This window comes from Candidatus Dormiibacterota bacterium, from assembly GCA_035544955.1.
In the GTDB taxonomy this organism is placed as follows: domain Bacteria; phylum Chloroflexota; class Dormibacteria; order CF-121; family CF-121; genus CF-13.
Map to the genome: position 1 here is coordinate 19,694 of DASZZN010000044.1, position 23,410 is coordinate 43,103.

At 65.1% G+C, this 23,410-nt stretch carries 23 protein-coding genes; 11 read left to right on the plus strand and 12 right to left on the minus strand.

The genetic code is table 11. From position 1 onward, the window contains the following. Window positions 1-174 precede the first annotated feature (174 nt). Genes VHK65_15670 through VHK65_15690 form a run of 5 tightly spaced genes read left to right on the plus strand, consistent with a single transcriptional unit; the run spans window position 175 to window position 5,331 of the window. The gene (locus VHK65_15670) at window positions 175-1,380 is read left to right on the plus strand and encodes an ABC transporter substrate-binding protein (GenBank protein HVS07587.1); all 1,206 of its coding nucleotides are present in this window, start codon (window positions 175-177) and stop codon (window positions 1,378-1,380) included. A 7-nt stretch (window positions 1,381-1,387) separates the two neighbouring features. Then, a complete protein-coding gene (locus VHK65_15675; GenBank protein HVS07588.1) occupies window positions 1,388-2,302 on the plus strand; it encodes a branched-chain amino acid ABC transporter permease in 915 nt (304 codons plus the stop codon). Window positions 2,303-2,320: 18 nt separating this feature from the next. Then, window positions 2,321-3,241 (plus strand): branched-chain amino acid ABC transporter permease, encoded by a 921-nt coding sequence (locus VHK65_15680; protein HVS07589.1) that lies wholly within the window; start codon window positions 2,321-2,323, stop codon window positions 3,239-3,241. Further along, entirely contained in the window at window positions 3,216-4,787 is a 1,572-nt protein-coding gene (locus VHK65_15685; GenBank protein ID HVS07590.1) for an ATP-binding cassette domain-containing protein, read from the plus strand. Before VHK65_15680 ends, VHK65_15685 begins: the two co-directional genes overlap by 26 nt. A 10-nt stretch (window positions 4,788-4,797) precedes the next feature. After that, on the plus strand, window positions 4,798-5,331 hold the full coding sequence (locus VHK65_15690; protein HVS07591.1) for a DinB family protein: 534 nt from the start codon (window positions 4,798-4,800) through the stop codon (window positions 5,329-5,331). Window position 5,332: 1 nt separating this feature from the next. Here VHK65_15690 and VHK65_15695 read toward each other — a convergent pair whose 3' ends face one another. Continuing rightward, the gene (locus VHK65_15695; protein ID HVS07592.1) at window positions 5,333-6,586 is read right to left on the minus strand and encodes a hypothetical protein; all 1,254 of its coding nucleotides are present in this window, start codon (window positions 6,584-6,586) and stop codon (window positions 5,333-5,335) included. After that, complete coding sequence (locus VHK65_15700) at window positions 6,583-7,113, minus strand: RNA polymerase sigma factor (protein ID HVS07593.1); 531 nt, start codon at window positions 7,111-7,113, stop codon at window positions 6,583-6,585. Before VHK65_15700 ends, VHK65_15695 begins: the two co-directional genes overlap by 4 nt. 95 nt (window positions 7,114-7,208) lie before the next feature. On the opposite strand from VHK65_15700, the gene VHK65_15705 reads away from it, so the two are divergent. Both VHK65_15705 and VHK65_15710 read left to right on the plus strand, forming a co-directional pair. After that, a complete protein-coding gene (locus VHK65_15705) occupies window positions 7,209-7,361 on the plus strand; it encodes a hypothetical protein (GenBank protein HVS07594.1) in 153 nt (50 codons plus the stop codon). 10 nt (window positions 7,362-7,371) lie between these two features. Next, window positions 7,372-7,599 carry a hypothetical protein gene (locus VHK65_15710; protein HVS07595.1) on the plus strand — a complete coding sequence of 76 codons (228 nt, stop codon included), beginning with the start codon at window positions 7,372-7,374 and terminating at the stop codon, window positions 7,597-7,599. A 302-nt stretch (window positions 7,600-7,901) separates the two neighbouring features. On the opposite strand, the gene VHK65_15715 is transcribed toward VHK65_15710, so the two are convergent. Beyond that, the gene (locus tag VHK65_15715) at window positions 7,902-9,869 is read right to left on the minus strand and encodes a S9 family peptidase (GenBank protein HVS07596.1); all 1,968 of its coding nucleotides are present in this window, start codon (window positions 9,867-9,869) and stop codon (window positions 7,902-7,904) included. Between the two features lie 36 nt (window positions 9,870-9,905). On the opposite strand from VHK65_15715, the gene VHK65_15720 reads away from it, so the two are divergent. Further along, on the plus strand, window positions 9,906-10,433 hold the full coding sequence (locus tag VHK65_15720) for a DinB family protein (protein HVS07597.1): 528 nt from the start codon (window positions 9,906-9,908) through the stop codon (window positions 10,431-10,433). Here the strand turns inward: VHK65_15720 and VHK65_15725 are convergent. Beyond that, complete coding sequence (locus VHK65_15725; GenBank protein HVS07598.1) at window positions 10,406-10,546, minus strand: hypothetical protein; 141 nt, start codon at window positions 10,544-10,546, stop codon at window positions 10,406-10,408. The genes VHK65_15720 and VHK65_15725 overlap by 28 nt on opposite strands. On the opposite strand from VHK65_15725, the gene VHK65_15730 reads away from it, so the two are divergent. After that, window positions 10,508-10,873, plus strand: a complete 366-nt coding sequence (locus tag VHK65_15730; GenBank protein HVS07599.1) for a MaoC/PaaZ C-terminal domain-containing protein — start codon at window positions 10,508-10,510, stop codon at window positions 10,871-10,873. The genes VHK65_15725 and VHK65_15730 overlap by 39 nt on opposite strands. On the opposite strand, the gene VHK65_15735 is transcribed toward VHK65_15730, so the two are convergent. The 4 genes from VHK65_15735 to VHK65_15750 all read right to left on the minus strand — a co-directional run bounded on the left by VHK65_15735 (window position 10,870) and on the right by VHK65_15750 (window position 17,813). Beyond that, entirely contained in the window at window positions 10,870-12,261 is a 1,392-nt protein-coding gene (locus tag VHK65_15735; protein ID HVS07600.1) for a sialidase family protein, read from the minus strand. The two genes, VHK65_15730 and VHK65_15735, sit on opposite strands and share 4 nt — an antisense overlap. Before the next feature lie 24 nt (window positions 12,262-12,285). After that, window positions 12,286-15,006, minus strand: a complete 2,721-nt coding sequence (locus VHK65_15740; protein HVS07601.1) for an EAL domain-containing protein — start codon at window positions 15,004-15,006, stop codon at window positions 12,286-12,288. Between the two features lie 258 nt (window positions 15,007-15,264). Further along, window positions 15,265-16,152: a trypsin-like peptidase domain-containing protein gene (locus VHK65_15745; GenBank protein ID HVS07602.1), complete on the minus strand. Its 888-nt coding sequence runs from the start codon at window positions 16,150-16,152 to the stop codon at window positions 15,265-15,267. Between the two features lie 617 nt (window positions 16,153-16,769). Then, window positions 16,770-17,813 (minus strand): alpha/beta hydrolase-fold protein, encoded by a 1,044-nt coding sequence (locus VHK65_15750; protein ID HVS07603.1) that lies wholly within the window; start codon window positions 17,811-17,813, stop codon window positions 16,770-16,772. A gap of 22 nt (window positions 17,814-17,835) precedes the next feature. Here VHK65_15750 and VHK65_15755 point away from each other — a divergent pair, with 22 nt between their 5' ends. After that, entirely contained in the window at window positions 17,836-18,393 is a 558-nt protein-coding gene (locus tag VHK65_15755) for a DNA-3-methyladenine glycosylase I (GenBank protein HVS07604.1), read from the plus strand. A gap of 7 nt (window positions 18,394-18,400) precedes the next feature. Here the strand turns inward: VHK65_15755 and VHK65_15760 are convergent, their stop codons facing one another. The 4 genes from VHK65_15760 to VHK65_15775 are packed head-to-tail and all read right to left on the minus strand — an operon-like array spanning window position 18,401 to window position 21,042. Then, the gene (locus VHK65_15760) at window positions 18,401-19,234 is read right to left on the minus strand and encodes a hypothetical protein (GenBank protein HVS07605.1); all 834 of its coding nucleotides are present in this window, start codon (window positions 19,232-19,234) and stop codon (window positions 18,401-18,403) included. 53 nt (window positions 19,235-19,287) lie between these two features. After that, window positions 19,288-20,088, minus strand: a complete 801-nt coding sequence (locus VHK65_15765; GenBank protein ID HVS07606.1) for a DUF427 domain-containing protein — start codon at window positions 20,086-20,088, stop codon at window positions 19,288-19,290. Beyond that, window positions 20,049-20,612 (minus strand): peptide-methionine (S)-S-oxide reductase MsrA, encoded by a 564-nt coding sequence (gene msrA, locus VHK65_15770; protein HVS07607.1) that lies wholly within the window; start codon window positions 20,610-20,612, stop codon window positions 20,049-20,051. The genes VHK65_15765 and msrA overlap by 40 nt, the downstream gene beginning before the upstream one ends. 37 nt (window positions 20,613-20,649) lie before the next feature. Further along, window positions 20,650-21,042: a DoxX family protein gene (locus VHK65_15775; GenBank protein HVS07608.1), complete on the minus strand. Its 393-nt coding sequence runs from the start codon at window positions 21,040-21,042 to the stop codon at window positions 20,650-20,652. A 169-nt stretch (window positions 21,043-21,211) separates the two neighbouring features. Here VHK65_15775 and VHK65_15780 point away from each other — a divergent pair, with 169 nt between their 5' ends. Next, window positions 21,212-23,353: a transglycosylase domain-containing protein gene (locus tag VHK65_15780; protein HVS07609.1), complete on the plus strand. Its 2,142-nt coding sequence runs from the start codon at window positions 21,212-21,214 to the stop codon at window positions 23,351-23,353. The last annotated feature ends 57 nt before the right edge of the window (window positions 23,354-23,410 follow it).

The window sequence follows — 23,410 nt, forward strand, 5'->3', positions numbered from 1 at the left end:
TGCGGTACTGGAGCCGGGCGGCGAGCGGCAGATTGGCAATGCCGATGGCCAGCTGGACCGCGCCGGCAAATTTGAATCCAGGCCAAGAGCGGGAGCAAGTTGCTGGATAGCCTAGCTCGATTCCCGCTAAGCTGTGCGGCAGATTCCCTGACAGGGAAGGAGGGAGAAAGCTCGATGAGAAACGTGGCTCGTGGCATCGCGATCGCCCTCGCGCTCGCCCTCGCCGCCTGTGGCGGCAGCAGCACGACAGGAACCAGCACCTCGAACTCATACCAGGGCAAAACGATCCAGCTCGGGGCGATCCTCTCGCTCACGGGCGCCGGCGGCGTCTACGGCCCGAGCTCGAAAAAGGGCATGGACCTGGCCGTGGAGAAGATCAACAACTCGGGCGGCGTGAACGGCGCCAAGATCGCACTCGATACCCGAGACGACGCCTCGGACAAGATTCAGTCACAGCAGGTGGCGCAGACCCTCTTCCAGCAGGTCCAGCCGTTAGCCCTCCTCGGACCCACGCTGTCCAACTCGGCGGTCGCCGTCCATCCACTTGCCGAGAGTCTCAAGATTCCGATCCTGGCCGTCAGCACCACCGGCATCCACATCGTCCCCGATTGCAACTTCCCGAAAACGGATCCGTGCACGTACGTCTTCCGCGACAGTCTCGGAGAGGAGTCGGCCATCCCGGCCAACATCAAGGTTTACGCCGACGCGCACCATCCGAAGACGGCCGTGCTGATGGTGGCCAATGACGACAAGTTCTCAAAGGACGGCGGAACGATCGTCACCAACACGGTTGGCCAGTACGGCATCCAGCTGCTGGCCACGATCCCCTTCCCCAAAGCGACGGCCGATTTCGCGCCACCGGTGACGCAGGCGGTGCAGAAGAACCCCGACGTCATCTTCATCACCAGCCTGGGCAACATCCCGGCCAACATCATGCACGAGGCGCGCAAGCAGGGATTCACCGGGCAGTTTCTTGGCGGCAACGGCTTCAACACCGCAGCAGTTTCAAAGAACGCCGGAGCCGACGGCAATGGCGCGGAGAGCGGTAGCGCCTGGTACATCAACAACACCTTCACCTCGAATGCGGGATTTGTGCAGGCGTACCGCACCAAGTACAGCAGCGACCCGGACCAGTTCGCCGCCCAAGGCTATGCCGCGATCCTGATCCTCGCCGACGCGGCAAAGCGGGCGAACCTCACGTTCAGCGACGTCGCCGGTGACCGGACAAAGCTCCGCGACGCGATGGAGACGGTCAACATCGACACGCCACTGGGTCCTTTCCAGTTCACGAGCAAGCACGACGTGAAGCAGACGATCTGGGTGATCAAGATGGACGGCAACGGTGGGTTCACTCTGGTGCAGTCGGTGAAGCCTAGCTGAAAGCGCGTTGACCCAACAGGTCCTCAACGCGATTTTCATCGGGTCGATCTATGCCCTCTTCGCCGTGGGCTACACGCTGGTTTTCGGCGTACTCGACGTCCTCAACCTTGCCCACAGCGCGGTCTTCATGCTCGGGGCCGTCATCACCTATTCGCTGGTCGTCATCCACGGGATGCCCTTTTTGCCCGCTGCGGTCATCGCCGTCCTCGTCTGCGGCCTGCTCGGCGTGCTGATCGAGTTCGTCGCATTGCGCCCGCTGCGCCGCCGGAACGCCCCGCCCATCGCCGCCCTCATCTCCACCATAGGGCTGGCCCTGATCTTCGTCGCGATCGTCGAGCAGGCAACGCCGGGCACCTTCTTCAGCTGGCTCTGGCAGGATGGCGCGAACTCCGTCCGCTTTCCGGCAGGAACGGTACCCGACCCGACCTACCGCCTCGCCGGGCTGACGATCGAGGGCACCAAGCTCGGGATCCTGGCTACCACAGTGGTCTTGATGCTGGTGCTCGGCTACGTCATGCGCTTCACGCAGGTCGGCCGAGCGCTTCGGGCGGTGGCGGAGAATCGCCGGGCGGCAACCTTGCTGGGGATCAACGTCGATCGGATCTTCGCCTCGACGCTCTTCGTATCCTCCGTCTTGGGCGGCCTCGCCGGAATCCTCTTTGGGTTGGCGATCTCCGACATCAGTCCGTATATCGGCCGTGACCAGGTCGAGCTGAAGGGTCTCGCCGTCATCGTCCTCGGCGGCATGGGCAGCATCCCTGGCGCCGTTGTGGGCGGCTATTTGCTGGGGCTGATCGAGGTCTTTGCCTTCGTCCGCTTTGGCGGCAACGTCGAAGCGGGAGTGGCCTTTGCCGCGCTCTTCTTGATGTTGGTGGTGCGGCCGCAGGGCCTTTTCGGCGCGCGTCTGCGCGAACGACTCTAGTGACGCGCTAGGTCAGGCGTGGACTTCTTCGTTCAGCTGTTCACCAACCCGGTCGGCTTCTACAACGCGCACGAGCTCCTGATCGCGCAGATGGGCATCAACGCCATCCTGGCGCTCGCCATTTTCGTCACGTTCTACTCCGGACAGCTCACCCTTGCCAATGCCGGCTTCATGGCGATTGGCGCCTACACCACCGTCATCATGAACACGTACTTGCCGACGCCGCTGCCGCTCGACATGCTGGCGGGCGCGTTGCTGGCGGGTGCGGTCAGCGTCCTGGTGGGCCTGCCGGTGCTGCGCCTGCGCGGGGTGTTTCTCGCGATCGCCACCATCGGCTTCGTCGAGGCGCTTCGGCTGGGCGTCATCCTCAACCTACCGATTACCGGTGAAGGCCAGGGCTTGAAGAATGAGACCGCGGATCCCCTGGGCGGCATTGTCCCGATCTTGATCTCTTTGCCAATCCTGACCTACCTCGTGTGGCGGCTGACGCGGACGCGGCTCGGGCAGGCCTGGGCGGCGATCCGCGAGGACGAGCTGGCGGCTTCCAGCAATGGGATCAACGTGCCCGTCTACAAGATGATCGCCTTCATCATCAGCGCCATCCTCGCCGGCTATGCCGGGGCACTCGAGACGCACATCAATTTCTTCGTCGACCCCACCGAGTACAGCGTGACCCGCACGATCCAGATCCTCACCTTCGCCGTGGTTGGAGGAACAACCAACGTGATCGGCCCGATCGTGGGCGCGGTTTTCCTCACCGCGTTGCCAGAGATCGTGCGACAGTTTGCCGCCTACCGAGACGTCGTCAACGGCGTCATCCTGATCCTCGTCATCATCTTCCGGCCCCAGGGGATCGTCGGCCGGGGTGGCCTCGCCATCATCGCGCCTCGCTGGTGGACGCGCTGGAGAGCGCATGAACGCCCTGCTGCAGCTCACTAACGTCAACCGTTCGTTCGGCGGCGTGCATGCCGTCGACGACGTGTCGCTGGAGATCGAGGAAGGGACCATCTTCGGCTTGATCGGTCCCAACGGCGCCGGCAAGACGACACTTGTCAACCTGGTAACCGGCTACATCCGTCCGCAGTCGGGCAGCATCCGATTGCAGCGGGGCGGAAACGGCACCGAGCTGGCGCGGCGACCGCCGCACGCCGTCGCGGGCCTGGGTGTGGCGCGCACCTTCCAGACGCTGCGCCTTTACCGCAACCTGACGGCAATCGAGAACGTCCTCGTCGGCATGCATCTCCGCCGGCGTGATGACACGCTGCAGCAGCTGATCCCCATCCCGGCACTGCTCAAGGAGGACCACCTCCGGTTGAAGCAGGCACGTGAGCTGCTGGCGCGCGTCGGCCTGCCGCCCGAGTCGTTCGGCGACCGGCGGGCCGCCACCCTGTCGTACGGCGACCAGCGGCGGCTCGAAGTCGCGCGGGCGCTCGCGCTCAATCCGCATCTGCTGATCCTCGACGAGCCCGCCGCCGGAATGAACCCGGCCGAGAAGGACCGAGTTCGCGCGCTGATCCAGCAGCTCAACCAGGATGGCTTGACGGTGCTGCTCATCGACCACGACATGAGGCTGGTGATGAGTGTCTGCCGCCACATCGCGGTTCTCAACTTTGGACGGAAGATCGCGGACGGTCCGCCCGCCACGGTTTCCCAGGACCCCACCGTGATCACGGCGTATCTCGGGAGCCAGGCCCAGAAGACTGCGGCGCACGTCCCCGGGTCCGAAGAGATGGACGTGGCGGCCACCTCGACGGCCGTCGCCGCCGAGCCGGCCTCTCCCCTCCTCGATGTTCGCGACCTCCAGGTTTCGTATGGCGCGATCCAGGCGGTGCGTGGCGTCTCGTTCGGCGTCGGCAAGGGGGAGATCGTCGCCCTCATCGGAGCGAATGGAGCCGGGAAATCGACCATTCTCAATTCGCTGTCGGGCGTGCTGCGGCCGCATTCGGGCGTGGCGCGATTCGGCGAGCTCGATCTCACGACGGCGCCGCCCGACCGGATCGTCCGGCAGGGGCTGGTCCAGGTACCGGAGGGGCGCGAGATCCTGGCGCGTTTGACGGTCCGCGAAAACCTCGAGCTCGGCGCGTGGGCGCGACGAGACGGCCGCTCGGCCCATCGCGAGATCGAGGGATTGATGGAGCAGTTCCCGATCCTGGGCCAGCGGCGGGATTTGCCGGCCGGGCAGCTCTCCGGAGGCGAGCAGCAGATCCTCGCGATCGCGCGCGGACTCCTGGCGCAACCCAAGCTCTTGCTGCTGGACGAACCATCGCTGGGGCTCGCCCCCCAGATGGTGGACACCGTCTTCGAGGTGATCCAGCGCATCCACAACGACGGCGTCACCATCCTGCTGGTCGAGCAGAACGCCTTACGCGCGCTCGAGATCGCGGATCGGGCCTACGTCGTCGAGACCGGCCGCATCCTGCTTAGCGGAACCGGAGCGGCGCTTCGACGAAATCCCGAGGTCCAGAAGGCGTACCTTGGCGGTTGAAGGCAAAACGATGAACCGTGCGCTCCTCGAGCTGTATCGACACAAGACCTGGGCGACCCTGCGAGTGATCGAGTTTTGCCAGGGCCTCGTCGGCGACCACCTGGACGCCACCATCCCCGGCACCTATGGGACGGTTCGCGAAACACTGCGGCACCTGGTCGATTCAGAGGAGGGCTACCTCTCGATCGTGACCCGCCATCCGTTCCGTACCAAAGAGGCGGCCGCCGCCTTCACCCGACCCGACCAAATGCCTGATGGGCCGATTCCACTGGATGAGCTCGCAGAGCGCATCCGACGCATGGGTCCGCAATGGGAGACGCTAGCCCAAGACTCGGACGTGCCGGACCGCGAGGTCACCGCGACGAACGGCTGGCGTTTGCCGGCGGCGGTGCCGATGGCACAGGCGATCCACCACGGCGACGTTCACCGCGCCCATGTCCTCTCGATCCTTGGCGCGCGTGGGCTCGAGGTTCCAGAGCTGGACGTCTGGGAATACGATCGGTCGGTGGCCCCGTGGCAGGAGCTACCCGGCGCCTCGCCCTGATCTAACTGGCTGCCGTTGTAATGATGCCGCTCGAAATCTGTAGCACGCGGAGACGGCGGCCGGCGCCTTCGGCGATGTAAAGCTTGTCACCCGCGATGCCGATCCCGACCGGATCGAAGATGTCGGCCTTGGTTCCGGGCCTGCCATCACCACTGAATCCAACGGCGCCGGTCCCGGCAACTGTTGTGATGAGTCCATTTCGGTCGATGCGCCGAATCCGCTGGTTGTTCGAGTCGGCAACGTAGAGATTCCCGGCGGAGTCGAAGGCAAGGCCGGAGGGATTGTCGAGCTTGGCAGCGGCGGCCGGTCCGCCATCCCCGCCGAAGCCGCACATGCCAGTTCCAGCCACGACGGTCATGACTCGAGCTGGGCTGACACGGACGATCCGGCATCCGCCGATCAGGCTACCCATTGAAGGAACCGGCGCGCCGTCGGCCACGTACAGGTTGCCGGCAGCGTCGAATGCCAGGTAACGCGGCAACCACGGCCGCACCGGCAGCGACCACGCCTCGAGACTAGTGACCGTCCCATCCGGGGTTATCCGGCGCACCCGAGCATTGTTCGAGTCCGCCACGTACAGAGCGCCACTGTGATCGAACGCCAGGCCGAGCGGGCCGAAGAACCCGGCGGCGGTCGCCGGACCGCCATCACCCGAGAAGTTGCCGTTTGGATCGGGCTGCGAGGGGCTTCGGCTGAGGCCGGTCGGACCGCTCCCGGCAATCGTGGCGATGGTTCCGCTGGAGTCAATCCGCCGGACCCGATCCCCCCAGAAGTCGGCCACGTAGAGGTTGCCGTGGCGGTCGAAGGCCATGCCCGCAGGCGCCTGAAGATCCGCCTTCGTCGCCCGGCCACCATCGCCGCCTTCCGCAAAAGTGCCGCTACCGGCCACGATCGCGACGCGCCCATTCGTCTGCAACCGGAAAACACGTAGGGCCGCGTAATCCGAGACGTACACGCTACCGTCGGCTCCGATCGCAATCCCTTCGGGTTTCATGAACGTATGCTGGGGCACGACGGTTGGGAGGATCTTCGGCGCAGCCGCGCGATGCTGAACCGCCCAGATCTGGACGAACCCGATGCTCGCGATCGTGACGAGCGCCAGGCCCAGCGCCAGAACGGCCTGCGGGCGCCGCCAGCGACCGGGATGCTGCTGCCAGGTGCGCGCCGCCCGGTCGAGAATGTGCCTTGCCTCACTCTCGGGCACCGCGTCTGCCCGCGCGTGAATGTAGTGGCGGAGTTCGTCGACGTTCTTCATCGCGTCACCTGCTCGCTGGGCGCCGAATAGCCTGCTAGGGAGCCCTCAAGTCGCCGTAGCGCTTCATAGAGGCGGGTTTTCGCGGTGCCCTCTGGAATGTGAAGTTCGGTCGCGACTGCCTTAAGCGTCAGGTCTTCGAAGAAGTGCAGAAAGATGACGGCACGCAACTGCGGGGACAGCCTGGCGACCGCGCGCCCAACGTCCAGACTCTGCGTGGCATCGGGCTGAGGCTCCCGGCTCACGACGTGCTCCGTGAGCGTCAGCCAGCGAACCCATGGACGCCGTCGCCAGCGCAGGCACTCGCGAAGGACGATCCGGCGCAGCCATGGGCCGAATGCGGATTCCTCCCGCAAGCTTTCCCGACGTTGCCAGGCAATCACAAAGGCCTCCTGGACAGCATCTTCGGCGGCGCTGAGATCATGGAGGACAAAGTCCGCGTACTGGAGCATGGAGCGAGCGTATTTCCGCAATGACGCCTCAAAGGCTGTGGAATCATCCAGCTTCTTTCCCTGCTCTTCTTCCACCATGGCGGTCACCCTATTAGAGGGCTTGGCGGCCCGGAAAAGTTTGGGCGGCTACCGCAACAGGTTGGCCGTCGCTCGCGCTGATCCGGATCGAACCAGTGCGGGTCGCCCGCCCGCGCGTCTTCGTCGCCGTCAGCACGCAGCTAACCCGCGGATCGCTGGCGACCCACTTGAGGATGGCCTGGGGCCATGTGCGAACGCCAAAAGTCTTGATCACCTCAGGACTCGGCGGCCGCTCGAGCACGCCGTAGCGGGGGGACTATGCGTAAGGACACCCAGACCCAGCTCGGCGGCGAGTGGGAGGACGCGGCGCTCCGCCTCGCGGCGACGCGGGTTGTATGGAACCTGGACCATGTCGAGGCGCCTGGTGCTCATCAGGTCGCAGAGATCGTCGAAGCCGCTCGGGTCGTAGTGGGTCGCCTCGGCTGCAACAACCTTCGCCTCCCCTTTCAGCTGCTCGAGCAAAACGGAGTTGCGCCGGCCAGTTGACGAGGTTGTGCACCTGGTAGATCTCGACCCGGCCGAACAGGCGCAGCGCGTGATTGGCCTGCTCCCGCCCCTCGGTCGGGCTGCTCGTCCAGATCTTGGTGGCGATGATCGCCCGATCCCGGCGACCCTTGAGGGCCGTCGCCAACGTCTGCTCCGCCCGACCGTACATGGGCGACGAGTCGAAGAGGTTCATGTCGACCGAGAGCGCCTCGTCGACGATCGGGGCGCGGTCGTCATCGGTATCGAAGGTCTGCCAGGTGCCCATGCCAATAACCGGCACCTGCAGCGAGGTAAGGCCGAGCTTACGTCGTTCCAGCGGGCTGCTTGAGATTCTCGATCGGCACCGGCTCGATCGGATCAGCTAGGGGGAAGCCGAAGACCTTCGAATAGAAGTAGAGCTCGGCCTCGAGCGAGCGCTTGATGTTCTTCGCGATGCGGAAACCGTGCTGCTCGCCCTCGAAGGGAATGTAGGCGACCGGCAACCCCTTCTTGCGCAGCGCCGCGACAATGAGCTCCGCCTGGTTGGGCGGCACGATCTTGTCCTCCAACCCCTGGAAGAGGATCACGGGCGCGGTGATCCGATCGACGGAGTGGATCGCCGACCGCTCGCGATAGATGTGTCGATCCTGCGGCCACCGACCCAGCAGGCTCTGGTCATACATCGACTCGAACTTGTGCGTGTCGCTGTGAAACACTTCCAGGTCGCTGATGCCGAAATGGCTCGCCCCGGCTTTGAAGAAATCTGTGGAGGTCAGGGCTCGCAGGACCGTGTAGCCGCCGGCGCTTCCGCCGGTGATCGTGACCCGGTTGGGGTCGACCAGGCCACGTTCGATCAGGTAACGGGCGCCATTGACGGAGTCGTTGACGTCGACCACGCCCCACTGGCCGTTGAGGCGTTGCCGGTATTCGCGGCCGAACCCGGTGCTGCCACCGTAGTTCACCACCAGATAGGCGAAGCCGCGGGTCGTCCAGAACTGGTCGCTGATGTCGAGCGCATTCGACACCGCGCTCGTCGGGCCGCCGTGGACGTAAACGATCAACGGCGGGAGCTCGCCGGCAGGTGCGTCGTACTCCGGATTGACCGGCGGATAGAAAAAGGCGTGCGCGGTGACCCCGCCCTCGGTGGGAAATTCGATCGCCTTCGGCACGGAGATATAGGTTGGATCGACGACGCGTTCGGCGGAACGGCGCAGCAGCTCCACGCTCCCGCTCTCGAGGTCGAGGGCGATGAGGGTCATCGGCTCGGTTGGTGACCCGGCGATGGTGAACACACGCCCGGAGCGTGCCTGAATGTACGGCGAGAATGCCGCAAAGGGCGTATGGATCGCATGGAGATGTCCACTCTGCGAGTCGATGGTGGCCAGGTGGGCAACGCCCTTGGATCGGACCTGGCAGACAATGCGACGCTCGGATTCGAACGCATAGGTCGACATGGCGAATACCCATTGCCCGGCACCGAGCTCGGCGGCCGTTTCTACCACCGGTTCGCCATTTGGTGTGCGCCAGCGGTACAGGTTCCACCAGCTGGTCCGGTCGGAAACGAAGAACAGCACACCGTCCGGCGACCAGGCGGGTTGGAAGATCGATTCGTGTTCACCTCCGGCGACTTTGCGAGGTGCGTGGAGCCCGTCCTCGCTCAACTCCGCGACCCAGAGTTCTGTTCCGTCCCACGGCATGTTCGGGTGGTTCCAGGTCAGCCAGCTCAAGTGCGTACCCGAGGGGCTGACCCGCGGCGAAGCGTAGAAATCGTTGGCCTGGACGAGGGTTCGCGCCGGCGTCTTGCCTATCGGATCGAGACTGACGATGCTGTTGACCGCCGACGGCAAGTCGGTGGTGTGGTTCTCGCGAACCGCGATCAATCGTTGATGCCGGTGGTCGAAGACGAGATCGGCATGCCGGATGTCTTGCGCCGGCGTGATGGCGACGGGTGATTTCCCGGGATCCTGCCGGTAGAGACGCTGATCTTTGAAGTTCGAGAACCAGACGGTGCCCTCGCGCACCAGGTAGGCACCGCCGCCGTACTCGTGCGCGCGGGTGCGCACGTTGTACTCCGCCGGTGTGATGTCCGTGATGCTGCCGCCAGGGCGGCGCCGGACAACGACATTGCGGCCGGCCTCGGCGGGCCGCTGTTCGACCCAATAGATGTCATCGCCGTCGAGCTGGATCTGGCCGAGTCCAATGACCCCGGCGACGATCGCGTCGGCCGTGACAGGCGAGCGCCAGGAGCCATACGGGCCTGTTTGGCGTCGCGTCGACACGGGTCGGGCCATTCCCGACAAGGCTACCTGACCCCCTAGACTTGCCGAGTGCGGATCGAGAGTCCGGCGTTTACGGAGCGCGAGATGTGGTCGTTCCTCGATGAGATCGTGGATTTCGAGCGGCGCCGGCTCGCCGATCGGCTGGAAGCTGACTCGGCCAGGCTGGCGGATCTCGTTCGGGACATTCCAACCAGTTCCGTCGGTGGGTCGGGTGCTGAGTGGACTGGCCACGACATCCTCGCCCACATCGTCGTCCTGTCGAAGTTCTACGGCGTGCTCACGTCGCAGATCGGCTCCGGCAAACTGGCGGAGCTGGAGTTGCTGCCCCAGGTCAAGCAGCGCGACGTCGCCAGCGAACAGCTGAGCTCGCTACCGCCCGACCAGTTACTCGCCTTCGCCCAGCGCGATCACCAGCGGACCATCGCCTACCTCCGCTCGGCCGACGCCGAGGCGATGCGCCGACGGGCGGTCCTCTACGAGGGTTTTTCCATGAGCGCCGAGGAGATCGCCTCGATGCCGCTCTGCGCACACCTCGAACTCCATCTCGATCAGCTTGAACGGACGTTGCGCCCCTGACTCGCTACTACGAGGACTTCCAGGTCGGCGAGCTCATCGACCTCGGCAGCATTCAGGTCAGCCAGGCGGACATCATCGGGTTCGCGCAGCAGTACGATCCGCAGCCGATGCACCTCGATCCCAACGCGGCGAGCTTCACGATCTACGGCGGGCTGATTGCCAGCGGCTGGCACACGGGCGCCCTCTTCATGGGCCTGCTGGTGCGGAACCTGATCGCGCAAACCAGCAGCTTTGGTTCGCCCGGAATGGAAGAGTTGAGCTGGCCGGCTCCGGTGCGGCCCGGCGATACCCTGACCGGACAGATCGAGGTGCTTGCGGCCCGTAAATCGAACAGCCGGCCGATGGGGATCGTTCGCTGGCGCGGCCACCTGCGCAACCAGAACGGCCAGCTGGTGATGACCGCCGTCGGCACCAACTTCTTCGGCCTGAAGCCGGCCTAGCCGGCGATTCGCGAGAAGAAGACGTCCGTGGGGCCGTGCCGGCTCGATGGCGTCGCCTGGACGAAAGCCGCCGCGAAGCCGTCGGGTAGGCCAACCAGCCCCATGTAGTCGCCGATGAAGCGGCCGTAGCGGACGGCGGGCGCGGAACGCAGATCGAACGGCCCGGCCGCTCGGCGTTCGGTCCAGTGGACGCCGCGATCGCGCGACGTGCTGAACCAGACCTCGGTGTCGAGCACCGGGCTGCCTTGCGTGAAATGGCGGAAGTCGTACCAGAGCAATCCGACCGTGGCATCGCCGGCCACCGCCAGCGTGGGTAGAAAGGCTTCGGCCTTCTCACGCACTACGCGCTGCGGTGCGCGCCAGTGAACCCCGGCGTCCTCGGAGCGAGCGACCTGGATCGTTGAGAAATCCGCGTGGTCTTCGAACCAGGCGACGTACACGGCATTGCCAGCCGACGTGGCGGTAATATCCTGGCCGCTGAAACGAAGCTGAGCACCGCTGCCCGGATCGACGGCGTTCGTGTAGGTGAACGTCGCCGCATCAACCGGTGCCGACCAGGTCTTTCCCTGGTCGGTCGAGCGGATCAGCCGGATCTTGACCGGCAACGGCGGCGGATGCGGCGTGCCAGGCAGCGAGGGAGCTTCGGCGAAGACATCGAGCAGCACGCCACCGGCGGTCATCAGCAGCTGGTTCTGCTGGGCTTCGTCGTTGCCACTGTAGATCGCGGCCGGGGTCGACCAGGTGTGGCCCCCATCGCTGGTGCGCGAGAACATCACCTTGTCGACCGACGGCTCGACGCCGCTTAAGACCCGGTAGTCGACCCACACCGCATACGCGGTTGCGGGACGCCGCGGATCGGCCAGGATCGCCTCTTTGTCAGGTTGGAGCGGCGGCGCGGTCCCGCTCTCGACGACAACGGGCGCCTCCCAACTGGCCCCATGATCGCGCGAGACACTCACCACGACGTCGCGAGTGGTACCGGTCGAGGTGGCCGGCTGGGAAGCTAGACCGGCGACATAGATGATGCCGTCCTGTCCGATCGACACCCAGGGGTCGCTCGTATGGGCGTAGCGGCCACCGGCGCAGCTGAGCAAACCTGGGAGGGCCGATCGACTCCAGGTAGCGCCCCCGTCATGGCTGACGGCGACGATTGTGCCCACCGCATTCTCCAGCCAGCTCGCGACCAGCTGCCGTGGATCACCAGGATCGGCCGCGAGCGACGGCTCAGTCGGCGCCGGCGGCGACGGGCCGGTACAGCCGGCTGCCAGTGGGACCGCACCGCTGATCACGCTTGGCGGAGGCAAGCTTGGCTCGTTCGGCGGCGGGCTGCTGTCGCAACCGGTGAGTGCGAGCAGCACCCCCAGTGTGGCCGCCCGGCGGGCACGCATAGGCGTGCATCTTAAGTGACGAGCCTACGCGCTCATACGCCACGCGGGCGGCAGCTGCCGCCCCGTGCCGCTCTGGATGCACGATGCCAGCAGCGCCTCCATCGCCTCGTACTCGAGGGGCTTGGAGAAGTAGAAACCCTGGCCTGCGTTGCAGCCCATCGCGTTCAGCGCGGCCAGCTGATCTTGCCGTTCGATACCCTCCCCAATCGTCATCAAGCCCAGGCTGTTGGCGAGCCCGATGATGGCGCGCAGGATGGCGCCGTCGGCCATGCCGCGTCCAATGCCGGCCACGAAGGACGCATCCATTTTGAGGATGTCGACCGGGAAGTCCCGCAGGTGCCCGAGCGACGAGTAGCCGGTGCCGAAGTCGTCGAGCGCGAGGCGGAAGCCAAGGCTCCGGAGTTCCTGCAACGTGCGAGCCACCGGCTCCGTGTCGGCAATCAGCACGCTCTCGGTCAGCTCGAGGATCAACGATTGGGGGTCGAGACCGGCGGCGTCGACCGCGTCGACGACTTCCTTGATCAACTCGGGACGCTCGATCTGCCGCCCGGAGAGGTTGACGCTGATCTGCATCGGCGGCACCGACGGAAAGCGCACCTGCCAGCGGCGCCCGTCGCGGGTCGCCTGTTGCAGCACCCAGCGCCCGAGGTCGACGATCAGCCCGCTCTGCTCAGCGACACCGATGAAATCTACCGGGGACAGGAGGCCCCGGCGTGGATGGTTCCACCGCACCAGCGCCTCGACGCTGTGAACCGCGCCGGATTCGAGCATGATCACCGGCTCGTACTGCAACACGAACTGCTTCTCTTCGAGCGCGCTTCGCAGGTCGTGCTCGAGTTCCATCCGCTCGATCGCCGCGTTCGCCAGCGAGGCCTCGAAGTGGACGAAGCGCGCCTTGCCTTTCGCCTTCGCGATGTACATCGCGACGTCCGCATTCTTGAGGAGCTCATCCGCCGCCTCCTGCCCCGACACCAGGCCGGCGATGCCAATGCTGGCCCGTATGGAGATCTCCTTCCCTCCAATCGCGAAGGGCGGCAAAAGCTGGCGCGTGATCCGTTCGGCGACCCGCTCGGCGATCTGCTCGTCCTCCATCCTCTTCAGCAGGACCGCGAATTCGTCACCGCCCAGGCGCGCAACCGTGTCGCCAGGTCGTAGCGTGGACGCGACGCGAGCACCGACCGCGACCAGTAACTGATCGCCGATGTTGTGGCCCAGCGTGTCATTCACGGCCTTGAAATCGTCGAGATCGAGGAAGAGAACCGCGATCCGCCCCTCGGCGCTCCCACTCAAGGCGTGGTCCAGGCCGATCCGGAAGGCAGCCCGGTTGGGCAGGTTGGTGAGCGAGTCGTGGAACGCCTGGTGCGTGAGCTTTTCTTCCAACGCCTTGCGCTCGCTGACGTCGCGAGTGTTCAGAACGAGGCCGCGGACCGCGGGCAGCTCGAGGAGATTGGTGATCGTGATCTCGGCAAGGCAGTAGGAGTCGTCCACCCGCCGCAGCCGGCACTCGGCGGAAATCGGCGGTCCGACGATATTGATGGCCTCGTCGATCTTCCGGAGCAGTTGGGTGCGGTCCTCTGGGTGCACCAGGTCTCCGAACGGCTTGCCCAGGAGCTCGTCCTCCTTATACCCGAGGATCCGCTCGACGGAGGCGCTCTGATACCTGATCGAGCCGTGACGCCCGATAAGCGTAATCACATCCGACGAGTTTTGGACCAGTGCGCGAAAATGCTCTTCCCTCTTGGCGAGGTCGGCCGCGTTCGCTTCCAGCCGTCGGTTGAGGAGCTGGTTGTCGGTGAGCATCAGGTATTGCCGAAGGACGACGCCCACGATCAGACCCATCACAGACCAGAACACCACCGGGTCCAGCTCTCCGGGCAGCGACTCCTCGACGACGGCGACGATGGCCGCCGCCGCGATCGGCACGTAGGGTAGCGCCAGCCAGATCCGACCGGGTGTGCCATCGCTCGCGGCCGGGCTCGCCGCGCGAGTCGTGGCCGCCCGAAGGCCCGCGATCGCGATCAGCAGGTAGCCGGCGGCCCAGCCAGTATCGGTTGGATTGCCGGTTCCGTAGGTGTTGGTGGTCGTCAGGTAGGCGAACGCGCTGTCGGACAGCAGGTTGGCGATCAGCCCTCCGGTCAGCAGGAGAAAGGGCAGGCGGTTGGCGCGACCGGCCCTGGACGCCACGATCAGCAGGATGGTCGCGATCACGATGTCGCCGGCGGGGTAAGCCAGACCGATCAGTTGCGACACCAGACCGCCCGAGCCGGCTCGGTAGACCGTGCCGAGGACCGTCGCCCAGCTGATGATGAAGAGCGAGCCGGCGATGAGGAGCGCGTCCAGGATCGTCCTGAGCAGGGAGGTGGCTCGGTTGGGCGCCGAGGGGAAGGACAGCACGCCGGCGACCGCGAGCGGCACGGCGGCGAGATATCCGAGATCAGCCAGGGAAGGGAACGGAGTCTGCTGGGCCTTGACCAGCTCGTAGTACGACCAGACGGCCTGGCCCAGACCCCAGCACAGCGCGGAGGCGCCGATCAGCGCCCAGGCGATCCGGGTTCGGCGCTGATGACGCCAGGCGGCGACTCCGCAGGCCGCGGCCGCGACGAGGGCGGCCAGGGTTTCCCCGATGTCGTCGAACCGACGAGTTGCCGAGCTACCACCCCAGTGGAAGTACAGCCAGGCGGCGAAAAACACGGCAAAGCCAGCCCATCCACTGAGCACGATGAAAAGGCGCCGGTTGCTTGCCATTCTGGTCGCGGGATCTCCCGCACCTACAGTCATAAGTCAGGGTCGCGGCTTTCCCGCATGGCTTGTATCGCTCGTTGATCGGACTGCGACACGGCCGTTTCCAGGTTCGCCCACCCGACCCTCTCCCGCAAGCCGGGCCCGTCGGCCCACGCGAGCGGCGCTCGGGGCGTCGCCCCTCGCGAGTGGCGCTTTAGTGCCATACGAGCGATTGAGACGTTAGTGCCAGGCGAGCGTTTGAGACGTTCGGGGTGAGGGCCGTTAGCGGCCGGCCTCGCCCACCGTCACCGGGATCTCCTTCACCTCGCCGGCACGGACGACCTTGACGGTCTGGGTGGCGCCGACCTTGATCTTCCGCAGCCCCGAATACAGGTCTTCCAGGCTCCTGGTTGCGGTCCCGTCCAGCGCGACGAGCGTGTCGCCCTGCATGAGCCCCGCCTTGTCCGCCGGGCTCTGCGGCTCGACCGCCACGATCAGCAGCCCGCTGTCCTGGTTGACCCGGCCCTTGACGGCGTCGGGCAGGGGCACTTCCTGGGTGCCGATCCCCAGGTAAGGACGCTTGATCCGGCCCTCGGACCGAAGGCTGGCCACGACGCGCTCGGCCACGTCCATCGCAATCGCCCGCCCGTCTCCGCGGCCGAAGACCCAGCTGTTCATGCCGACGACACGACCGTCGACGTCGACCAGGGGACCGCCACTGAACCCGGGATAGAGCGGGGCGTTCGTCTGGATCAGGTGCTCGATCTCGCTTCCGCGCCATCCGCGCCAGGACGATGAAACGGCGCTGATCGTGCCAAAGGTCGCCTTGAGGCTGCCGGGCCGCCCGATCGCCAGCACGATCTGCCCCGGCTTGAGGTCTTCCACTTTCGCACGCGGCAGCGCTGGGGCCGTCAGGCCTTCGACCTTGAGCAGCGCCACGTCGGTCGCCGGGTCACGGCCCACCAGCGTCGCCTTCGTGCTCTTGTCGTCGACGACCACCGCGATGTCATCCTCCTGCTCGACCACGTGGTTGGCCGTCAGGATGAGACCGGTGTCCCAGACGATGCCGGTGCCCGCCCGGCCCCTCCGAGCGTCGACCCGGACCACGCTCTTGCTCGCTTTCTCCACCAGCGCTTCGATGTCGTTAGAAAGGTCTTTGAGAGTCGCCATGATGTTGCTTTCTCCTTGTGCCGATCTCCAAAATCTCCCTCCCTCTCGAGGGGTCGCGGTGGGGGTTGCTCGGCTGCTGTCACGGTACGACTGAAACGAGATCGGCGCCTTCACCCGGACGGCGAGGACGCGACCCGGACGTTCGGTGAGGACGGCGCGCTGCCTAGCCCTTTGGGGAGGAGAAGCCTAAACCGGCTTTAGGCTGGCGTACGCGAGAGTCCCCGGATAACCAGCCTTCCGCCTCGAGACGAGACCGTCGAGGGCGGCAGCGTGCACCGCGAATTGGGGATCTTTCCAAATTTGCCGGATGATGTTTCGCGCCTGGACCCTATTCGGATAGAACACAAGCTCCACCCAGAGGTCCTCTTCGGGTCTCAAGGCAAGCGTGGCCCTTAGCCGCCTGGTCTTAGGATCAGGCGGATCGGGGTCGACAATGAACACCCAGGGGCCGCTTCCTCCTCCGTCCTGGGTAATCCGACGGGCAACGGTGTAGCTTCTTCCAAGGATCCGGCTTGCGCGCGTTCGGTCTTTACGAAGGGTGACCCACAGTTCGAGGTGCATCAGAGGCAGCGGTTGAACACGCCGCGGCCGAGACGCCGGCGATCTATTCGTCCGTTTCATCGCTTTGAGGGAGTCAACCGCTCCGCCAAATACTTGATCGCGATCGGGTATCGGTACTCGATGGCGTCGTGGGTCGCATCGATGAGCTCGAAGAAGACGTCGGTCACCCCGATCGCCTCCAGCGCCCGGCGGAAGGCCTCTGCGCCCAGGTCGAGATGATACTGGTCGCGTTTGCCGGCGTCGATATAGATCGCCTTCATCGCTCGCAGTGCGTCCGCGTGGCGCGGCACCATCCGCACCGGGTCCCAGCGCAGCCAGCGCTCCCAGACCTCCGGGATGAGCTGGCCGGTTGCGGTGTCATACGGCAGGTGGACGGTCCCGTCATCGTCGGCGGAGTAGCAGGCCGCCATGCACCAGTCGTTGAGGAGCTCGCCGTCGCCCTCCCTGGTGAAGGCGGTCCGGCTGCGGAAGTCCGTCCAGAACTCGTCGAAGGAGCCGTGATAGTGGTCACGAAGTGTCCGCACGGACTTTGGAAAGTCGTGCGCGTAGCACATCTCGAAGAGCGCGTCGCCCGCGTGAGTCGCCAGGCCCCCAAACAGATCCGGCCGGAGCATGGGCGTGATCATGGCGCCATATCCGCCACTCGACTTGCCGGCGATGCCGCGATGACGGGCCTGCGGCAGCGTTCGATAGCGGGCGTCGACCCAGGGGACGATCTCATCGCAGAGATAGGTGTGATACTGGCCGGTGCCGGGCGAGTCGACAAACTGGCTGCCACCCACCGAGGTCCAGCAGTCGACATAGACAAGGATGCACGGCTTGGCGGTGCCGGCCGCGAACTGGGCGTCGGCCAGCTCCGGGAAGTTTCGCCGGAACGCGGGGCGGTTTCGCCACATGTCGATCTGGCCGGTGAGCCCCTGGATCACGTAAATGCTCGGGTAGCGGCGCTGCGGGTCCGCGTCGTACCCGGGCGGCAGGTAAACCCAGAGCGGGCGGCGATGAGGATCGCCGAGCGGATTGCCTTTCAGCACCGCGCTCTCGAAGAGATGCTCGTCGTAGCGTCCCTTGGGCTCGAAGAACCATGGCGGGAGGTCGGGCACGATGCGACTATAAGGTGTGGCCATTCAGCGATGCGGCTGGGCGGAGGGAAACCCCTTGATGCTCGAGTACCACGACCGAGAGTGGGGTGTGCCGGTCCACGACGACCATCTCCTCTTCGAGTTCCTGGTCCTCGAGGGCGCCCAGGCCGGGCTGAGCTGGATGACGATCCTGCGGAAGCGCGAGGCCTACCGGAAAGCGTTCAAGGACTTCGACCCAGCAGCGGTCGCCCGCTTTCGCGAGACGACTGTCGACGGTCTGATGACCCTGCGGGCGATCGTCCGAAACCGGCGCAAGATCGAGAGCGCCGTCCGAAATGCCCGCGTGGTCCAGGCGATCGCGAAGGAGCAGGGCAGTTTCGATCGCTACGCCTGGTCCTTCGTCGGTGGCCGGCCACGGCGCAACGCGTGGAAGACGATGGGCGACATTCCCGCGGAGACCGCCGAGTCACGGGCGTTGAGCAAGGACCTGATCGCGCGCGGCGCGAACTTCGTCGGACCGACGATCTGCTACGCGTTCATGCAGGCGACCGGGCTGGTGAACGACCACCTGGTCAGGTGCTTCCGCTACCCAGAGCTCTGAGTTCAATTCATGCGGCGAGGCGGTCAACGTCGATCCCTCTTGAGGCCGCCAACCATTTCAGCCAGGACATCAGCGCGTTCATCGAAAACATGAACAAGCCGACGAGGGAGCCGACAAGTAACGCGATAAACGGAATTAGAGCGAAGTTCGGCGAATCCACCGTCTGCATTGACCCCACGCCCGGCAGACTCACCTCCGTCACGTGGCCATTCCAGGAGGTTAGGACAACGCGGTTCCCCGGAATGAGGCTCTGCCACACGTCGTATGCGGTTGCGACCTGAATTGCCTGGTTTTGGCCGAGCACAGTCACCGCAATCCAGTGTCGCCCCCCTGAACTCTCGGCCCACCTTCGGACGAATCGTGCGTCAGCCTGGCTACGACACGAACTGCTGGAGACAGTTGCGCAACTTGGAGCGTGCTGGTAGGCCGACTGGTCACCAAGGCCCTGAACGAGTCCGAGCGCGCAGGCCACGGCTGCGATCAGGCAGACCGCAGCAAAGACACCGAAGAGGCCCATGGCGCCGAGGTTGACCGCTGCCTCCTGATCGATTTCGGTCCGCCGCTCGCGGTGGGCGAACCGCCAGGCGAGCGCGATCGCCAGCATCAGCCCCACCAGGACAACGACGAACACCGTGCAGCCGATCACGACCGGGAAGAGATCCGGCGCGCCCCTCGGGTTGACGACAAGGTAGACGAGGCCGACCACGAGGACACCGGTGGATCGGAGCCACATCGACCTGTCCCAGCGTTTTCCACCCAGTGCGGGCGTCGATACCGCCGCGAGCAGGATCACACCGACCAGGCAAGCCGCCTCGATGATGAACTTGACGGTGGGGTCCATCCGTCCATGCAACGGATGCCGCCCCGCTCTCCGGCAGGAACCCTCCTAGCCGCTTATGACCAGGGGGTCACCGGCCTGGCTTGTACCTCGCCGTCCACGTAGACGGCATCGACCTTCTCATCGTAGAAGCACAGGAGATTCTCGATCTTCGGACACTCTGGGATTGGCGCCGGATAGCCCCAGACGATATCGGTGAATTCCTTGCCGCCGACGTTGACGGTCCAGTAGGACGCCTTGCCTTTGTAGGGACAGCGCGTCGACGTGTTGGTGGGCGTCAGTAGGTCCAGTCGCACGTCCACCTTCGGAATGTAGTAGCGGGTGGGCAAGCCGGTCTCGAACAGGAGGCGGGGCTGGGTGGTCTCGGCGACGACCTCACCGCCGACGATGACCTTCACGTGGCGAGAGCTGTTCAAGACGTCCACCCGATGGTAGGGATCGCGGGGATGAACGAAGACCTCGTCGTCCTCCTCGAACCAGGCATCCATCTTGTCCCAGTAGAAGGCAACGTAATCCTTCAGGTCAGGGCGCTCGGGTTGCAGGTAACGCCAAGCGGCCTTTTCCGCGACCCGGTCTCCGACCTTGACGGAGTAGAAGCTCGCTTCGCCCTTACCCGCATGGGAGCTTTTATAGTTCGTTGGCTGGAGCAGATCCATTCGGACGTCTTTCACCGGAAAGTAGTAGATCGCCAGCCGCTTCTTCTCGAGCACCAGCATCACGGCGCGGCTGTCGGCGCTCGTGGTACCACCGAACATCACCCGGACACGCCGGTCGGTCGGCACCAAGACGATGTCATCGGCCGCGTTGGGCCGCGGCTCTACGTTTTCGACGATCCGGTCTTCAAGAGCCTTTGCCATAGCGAGGTTCCTCCCTGGACTTTCGGTCCGGCATCAATGACTGGCTGATCCGACTTGAGGCCGACGTGACAGCTGGCCTGGCCGCGCTTCTCGAGGTACTGCTGGTGGTAGTTCTCCGCCGGGTAGAAGGCGGACGCCGGAGTGATCTCGGTCACGATCGGCTTGCGGCGTGTTTCCTGCCGCGTCAGAAGCGATGCCGTCGCGGCGGTCTGCTGCGCGGGGTCGGTAGAAAAGATTGCGGAACGGTACTGGGTGCCCAGGTCCCAACCCTGACGGTTCAGCGTCGTCGGATCGTGGCTGGCCCAAAAGACATCCAAAAGCTGCTCGTAGGTCACCTGGTCGGGGTCGAAATCGACCTGCACCGCCTCGGCATGGCCGGTGTTTCCAGTACAGACCTGACGGTACGAGGGGTTCTCCGTCGTGCCGCCGGTGTAGCCGACCGTGGTCCGTGTCACACCAGGTATTTCGCGAAACGCCGCCTCGACGCCCCAAAAACAGCCGGCGGCGAAAATGGCTTGTTTCACGCCCTCAAGAACCAGCCGCAGCCCGGCTATGTTCCATTCAATCGAGAGCCAGTACCAGCAACCCGCCAAGGATAGCGGTGTTCTTGAGGAACTGCACCCGCTGCTGCGAGCGCTTGCCCGGGTCGTCGATCTCCCAGAAGGGGTGACCGGCGATGGTGGTCGGCACCATTGACACCGCAAGCGAAAGGGCGGCGAGCCGCGACATCACGCCGGCGGCCAGGAGTACCCCGGCGCCAAGGTGGACCGCCGCGTTCAACCTGACCGCGTCAATCGGATCTGTGGGCGCGAAGGGCACGACAGAGGCGACCTTGTCGACCACGGGCTTTGCCGCCTTCGCCCGCGGCTCAGAATTCGCCAGCACCTCGAGCCCTGACGCGATGAAGAGGCTTGCCACCAATGGGCGGGCTACCGTTCGAGCGAGCCTCACCATTCCACTGTATTAGGCGCGGTGCGTCGCTGGCAACCGGCCGAGTGGTCGACGTGCCAAAAAGGGCGGGGCGCCCCGTATTCAGACTTGACCTCAAGACTACACCTTTCCCTACAGCTACGCTATCATTTTTGGTGATGTCGCAAGCCGTATCGCCACAAGCCGCTGCCTGATGCCCCGACGCCGTCTGTCCCGCTATTCCCTGCACCGCCGGCTGCGGTTGCTTCGGAAGAGCCAGCGCCGCATCAAGAGCCGGCGCGTCTTCATCCTGGTGGCGGTCTTCATGCTCGCCCTTCCGTTGATGGTGATCCCGGCGTTCGCGGCCGAATCCGTCGGGAACCTCCCCGCGGTCGACGGCCTCTCCGCCAGTGGCCTCAACCAGGACATGCTCATCTTCGATCGGCACGGCACCCTCATCGACGACATTGGCGACCATGGCGACCACCGGATCGTGGTGCCTCTGAAGTCCATGTCACCGTTCATCAAGCAAGCGACGATCGCGATCGAGGACAGGACCTTCTACGACAACAAAGGCGTCGACGTGGGCGGCATCGTGCGGGCGGCGGTTGCCGATTACTCGCATCACCGTATCGCGCAGGGCGGGAGTACGATCAGTCAGCAGCTGGTCAAGCAGGTGTTCATCGGCCCGAACCCCCCGCCCACGATCCAGCGCAAGCTCCGCGAGGCGGTGCTCGCCGTCGACCTCAACAGCCGCTACTCGAAGGACCAGATCCTCGAGCTCTATCTGAACACGATCTATTACGGCGCGCAGAGTTACGGCGCGGAGGCGGCGGCCAGGGGCTTCTTCCACACGAACTCGCACGACCTGACGCTCGGCCAGGCCGCGATGCTGGCCGGGTTGCCGCAGGCGCCGACGCAGAATAGCCCGCTGGTCAACCCCACCCAGGCCAAGGTGCGGCAAGCGGAAGTGCTCAACGCGATGGTGTCGCAGAGAATGATCACGCCCGAGCAAGCGTTGGCTGCCGAGAACGAGCAACTGCAGTTCTTCTATCCGACCAACCAGCTGCAGGCTCCCTACTTCGTCGAGAAGTACGTTCTCGACGTCCTCGACAAGCAGTTCCACATCCGCCCGAGCGATCGCAAGGGTTATCGCGTCTACACGAGCCTTGACCTCAACCTGCAGCACCTGGCGGAGGCGGTGGTCCGCAACCAGATCAACAGCCAGGGCAATTACTACGACTTCCACGACGGCGCGCTGGTGGCCATGGATCCAAGGACGGGCGAGGTGCTGGCCATGGTGGGTGGGGACGACTACTACAGTCCGGGCGGTCAGATCAACATGGCGACCACGACCACCCGCCAGCCCGGATCGTCATTCAAGATGTTCACCTACACGGCGGCGATCGAGAGTGGCCGGCTGAACATGACCAGCCCGATCCTCGACCAGCCGATGGTGTTTCCGCTGGGCGGCGGCACCGATGGGCTGAAGCCGTATGCCCCGCTTAACTATGACCAGCACTTCCACGGCACGATCCCGCTGAAGATGGCGATGGGTAACTCGCTCAACATCCCGGCGATCAAGGTCGAGCTCACCACCGGAATCCCGGCCGTGCTCGACACCGCGCGGCGGATGGGCGTGACCAGTCTCAATCAGGCCGACAACCATTACGGCATGAGCCTGACGCTGGGCGGCTACGGCGTCTCACCGCTGGACATGGTCACCGGGGCCTCGACGCTCGCCAACCTCGGCCTCCGTCATCGGCCCGCACCGGTGTTGCGCATCGAGGACGGGCTGGGCAAAACCGTTTTCGCCTACGACCCGACGAAGAACGAGTTCCGTGCCATCAGGCAGCAGGTCGCCTTCATCATCGATTCGATCATGTCGGACGACCGCAACCGTTGCATGTCGTTCGGGTGCGGCGGCGACCTGACGCTCCGCGGCCGCCACGTCGGCGCCAAGACCGGCACCACCCAGGACTTCCGCGACAACTGGACGGTGGGCTTTACGCCATCGCTGGCCACGGCCGTCTGGGTTGGCAATCCCGATTACCATCGGCTCGCCCACAACTCAACGGGCATCGTGGGAGCCGCCCCCATCTGGCACCAGTTCATGGCCCAGGCGCTCGCCGCGCAGCCGGACGAGTGGTATGCCGTCCCTGGCGGCGTCGACCAGGTGGGCGGGAACTATTACCTGCCGGGGACTGAATCCTTGCCGCCGACGCTGGCTGCCCCGTGGCCGAGCTGCCGCTTCACGAACTTCAACCCCTACACCGTCACGGACGCGCAGTTGACCGTCAACGGACTACCCTGCGTCCTCAATTACGCGCCGCGCGACATCCGCGGCGAGGGCTAGAAACAAAAAACCCGGCGACTACCGGGTGGCAGTCGCCGGGTCGTGAAGGGATCGCCC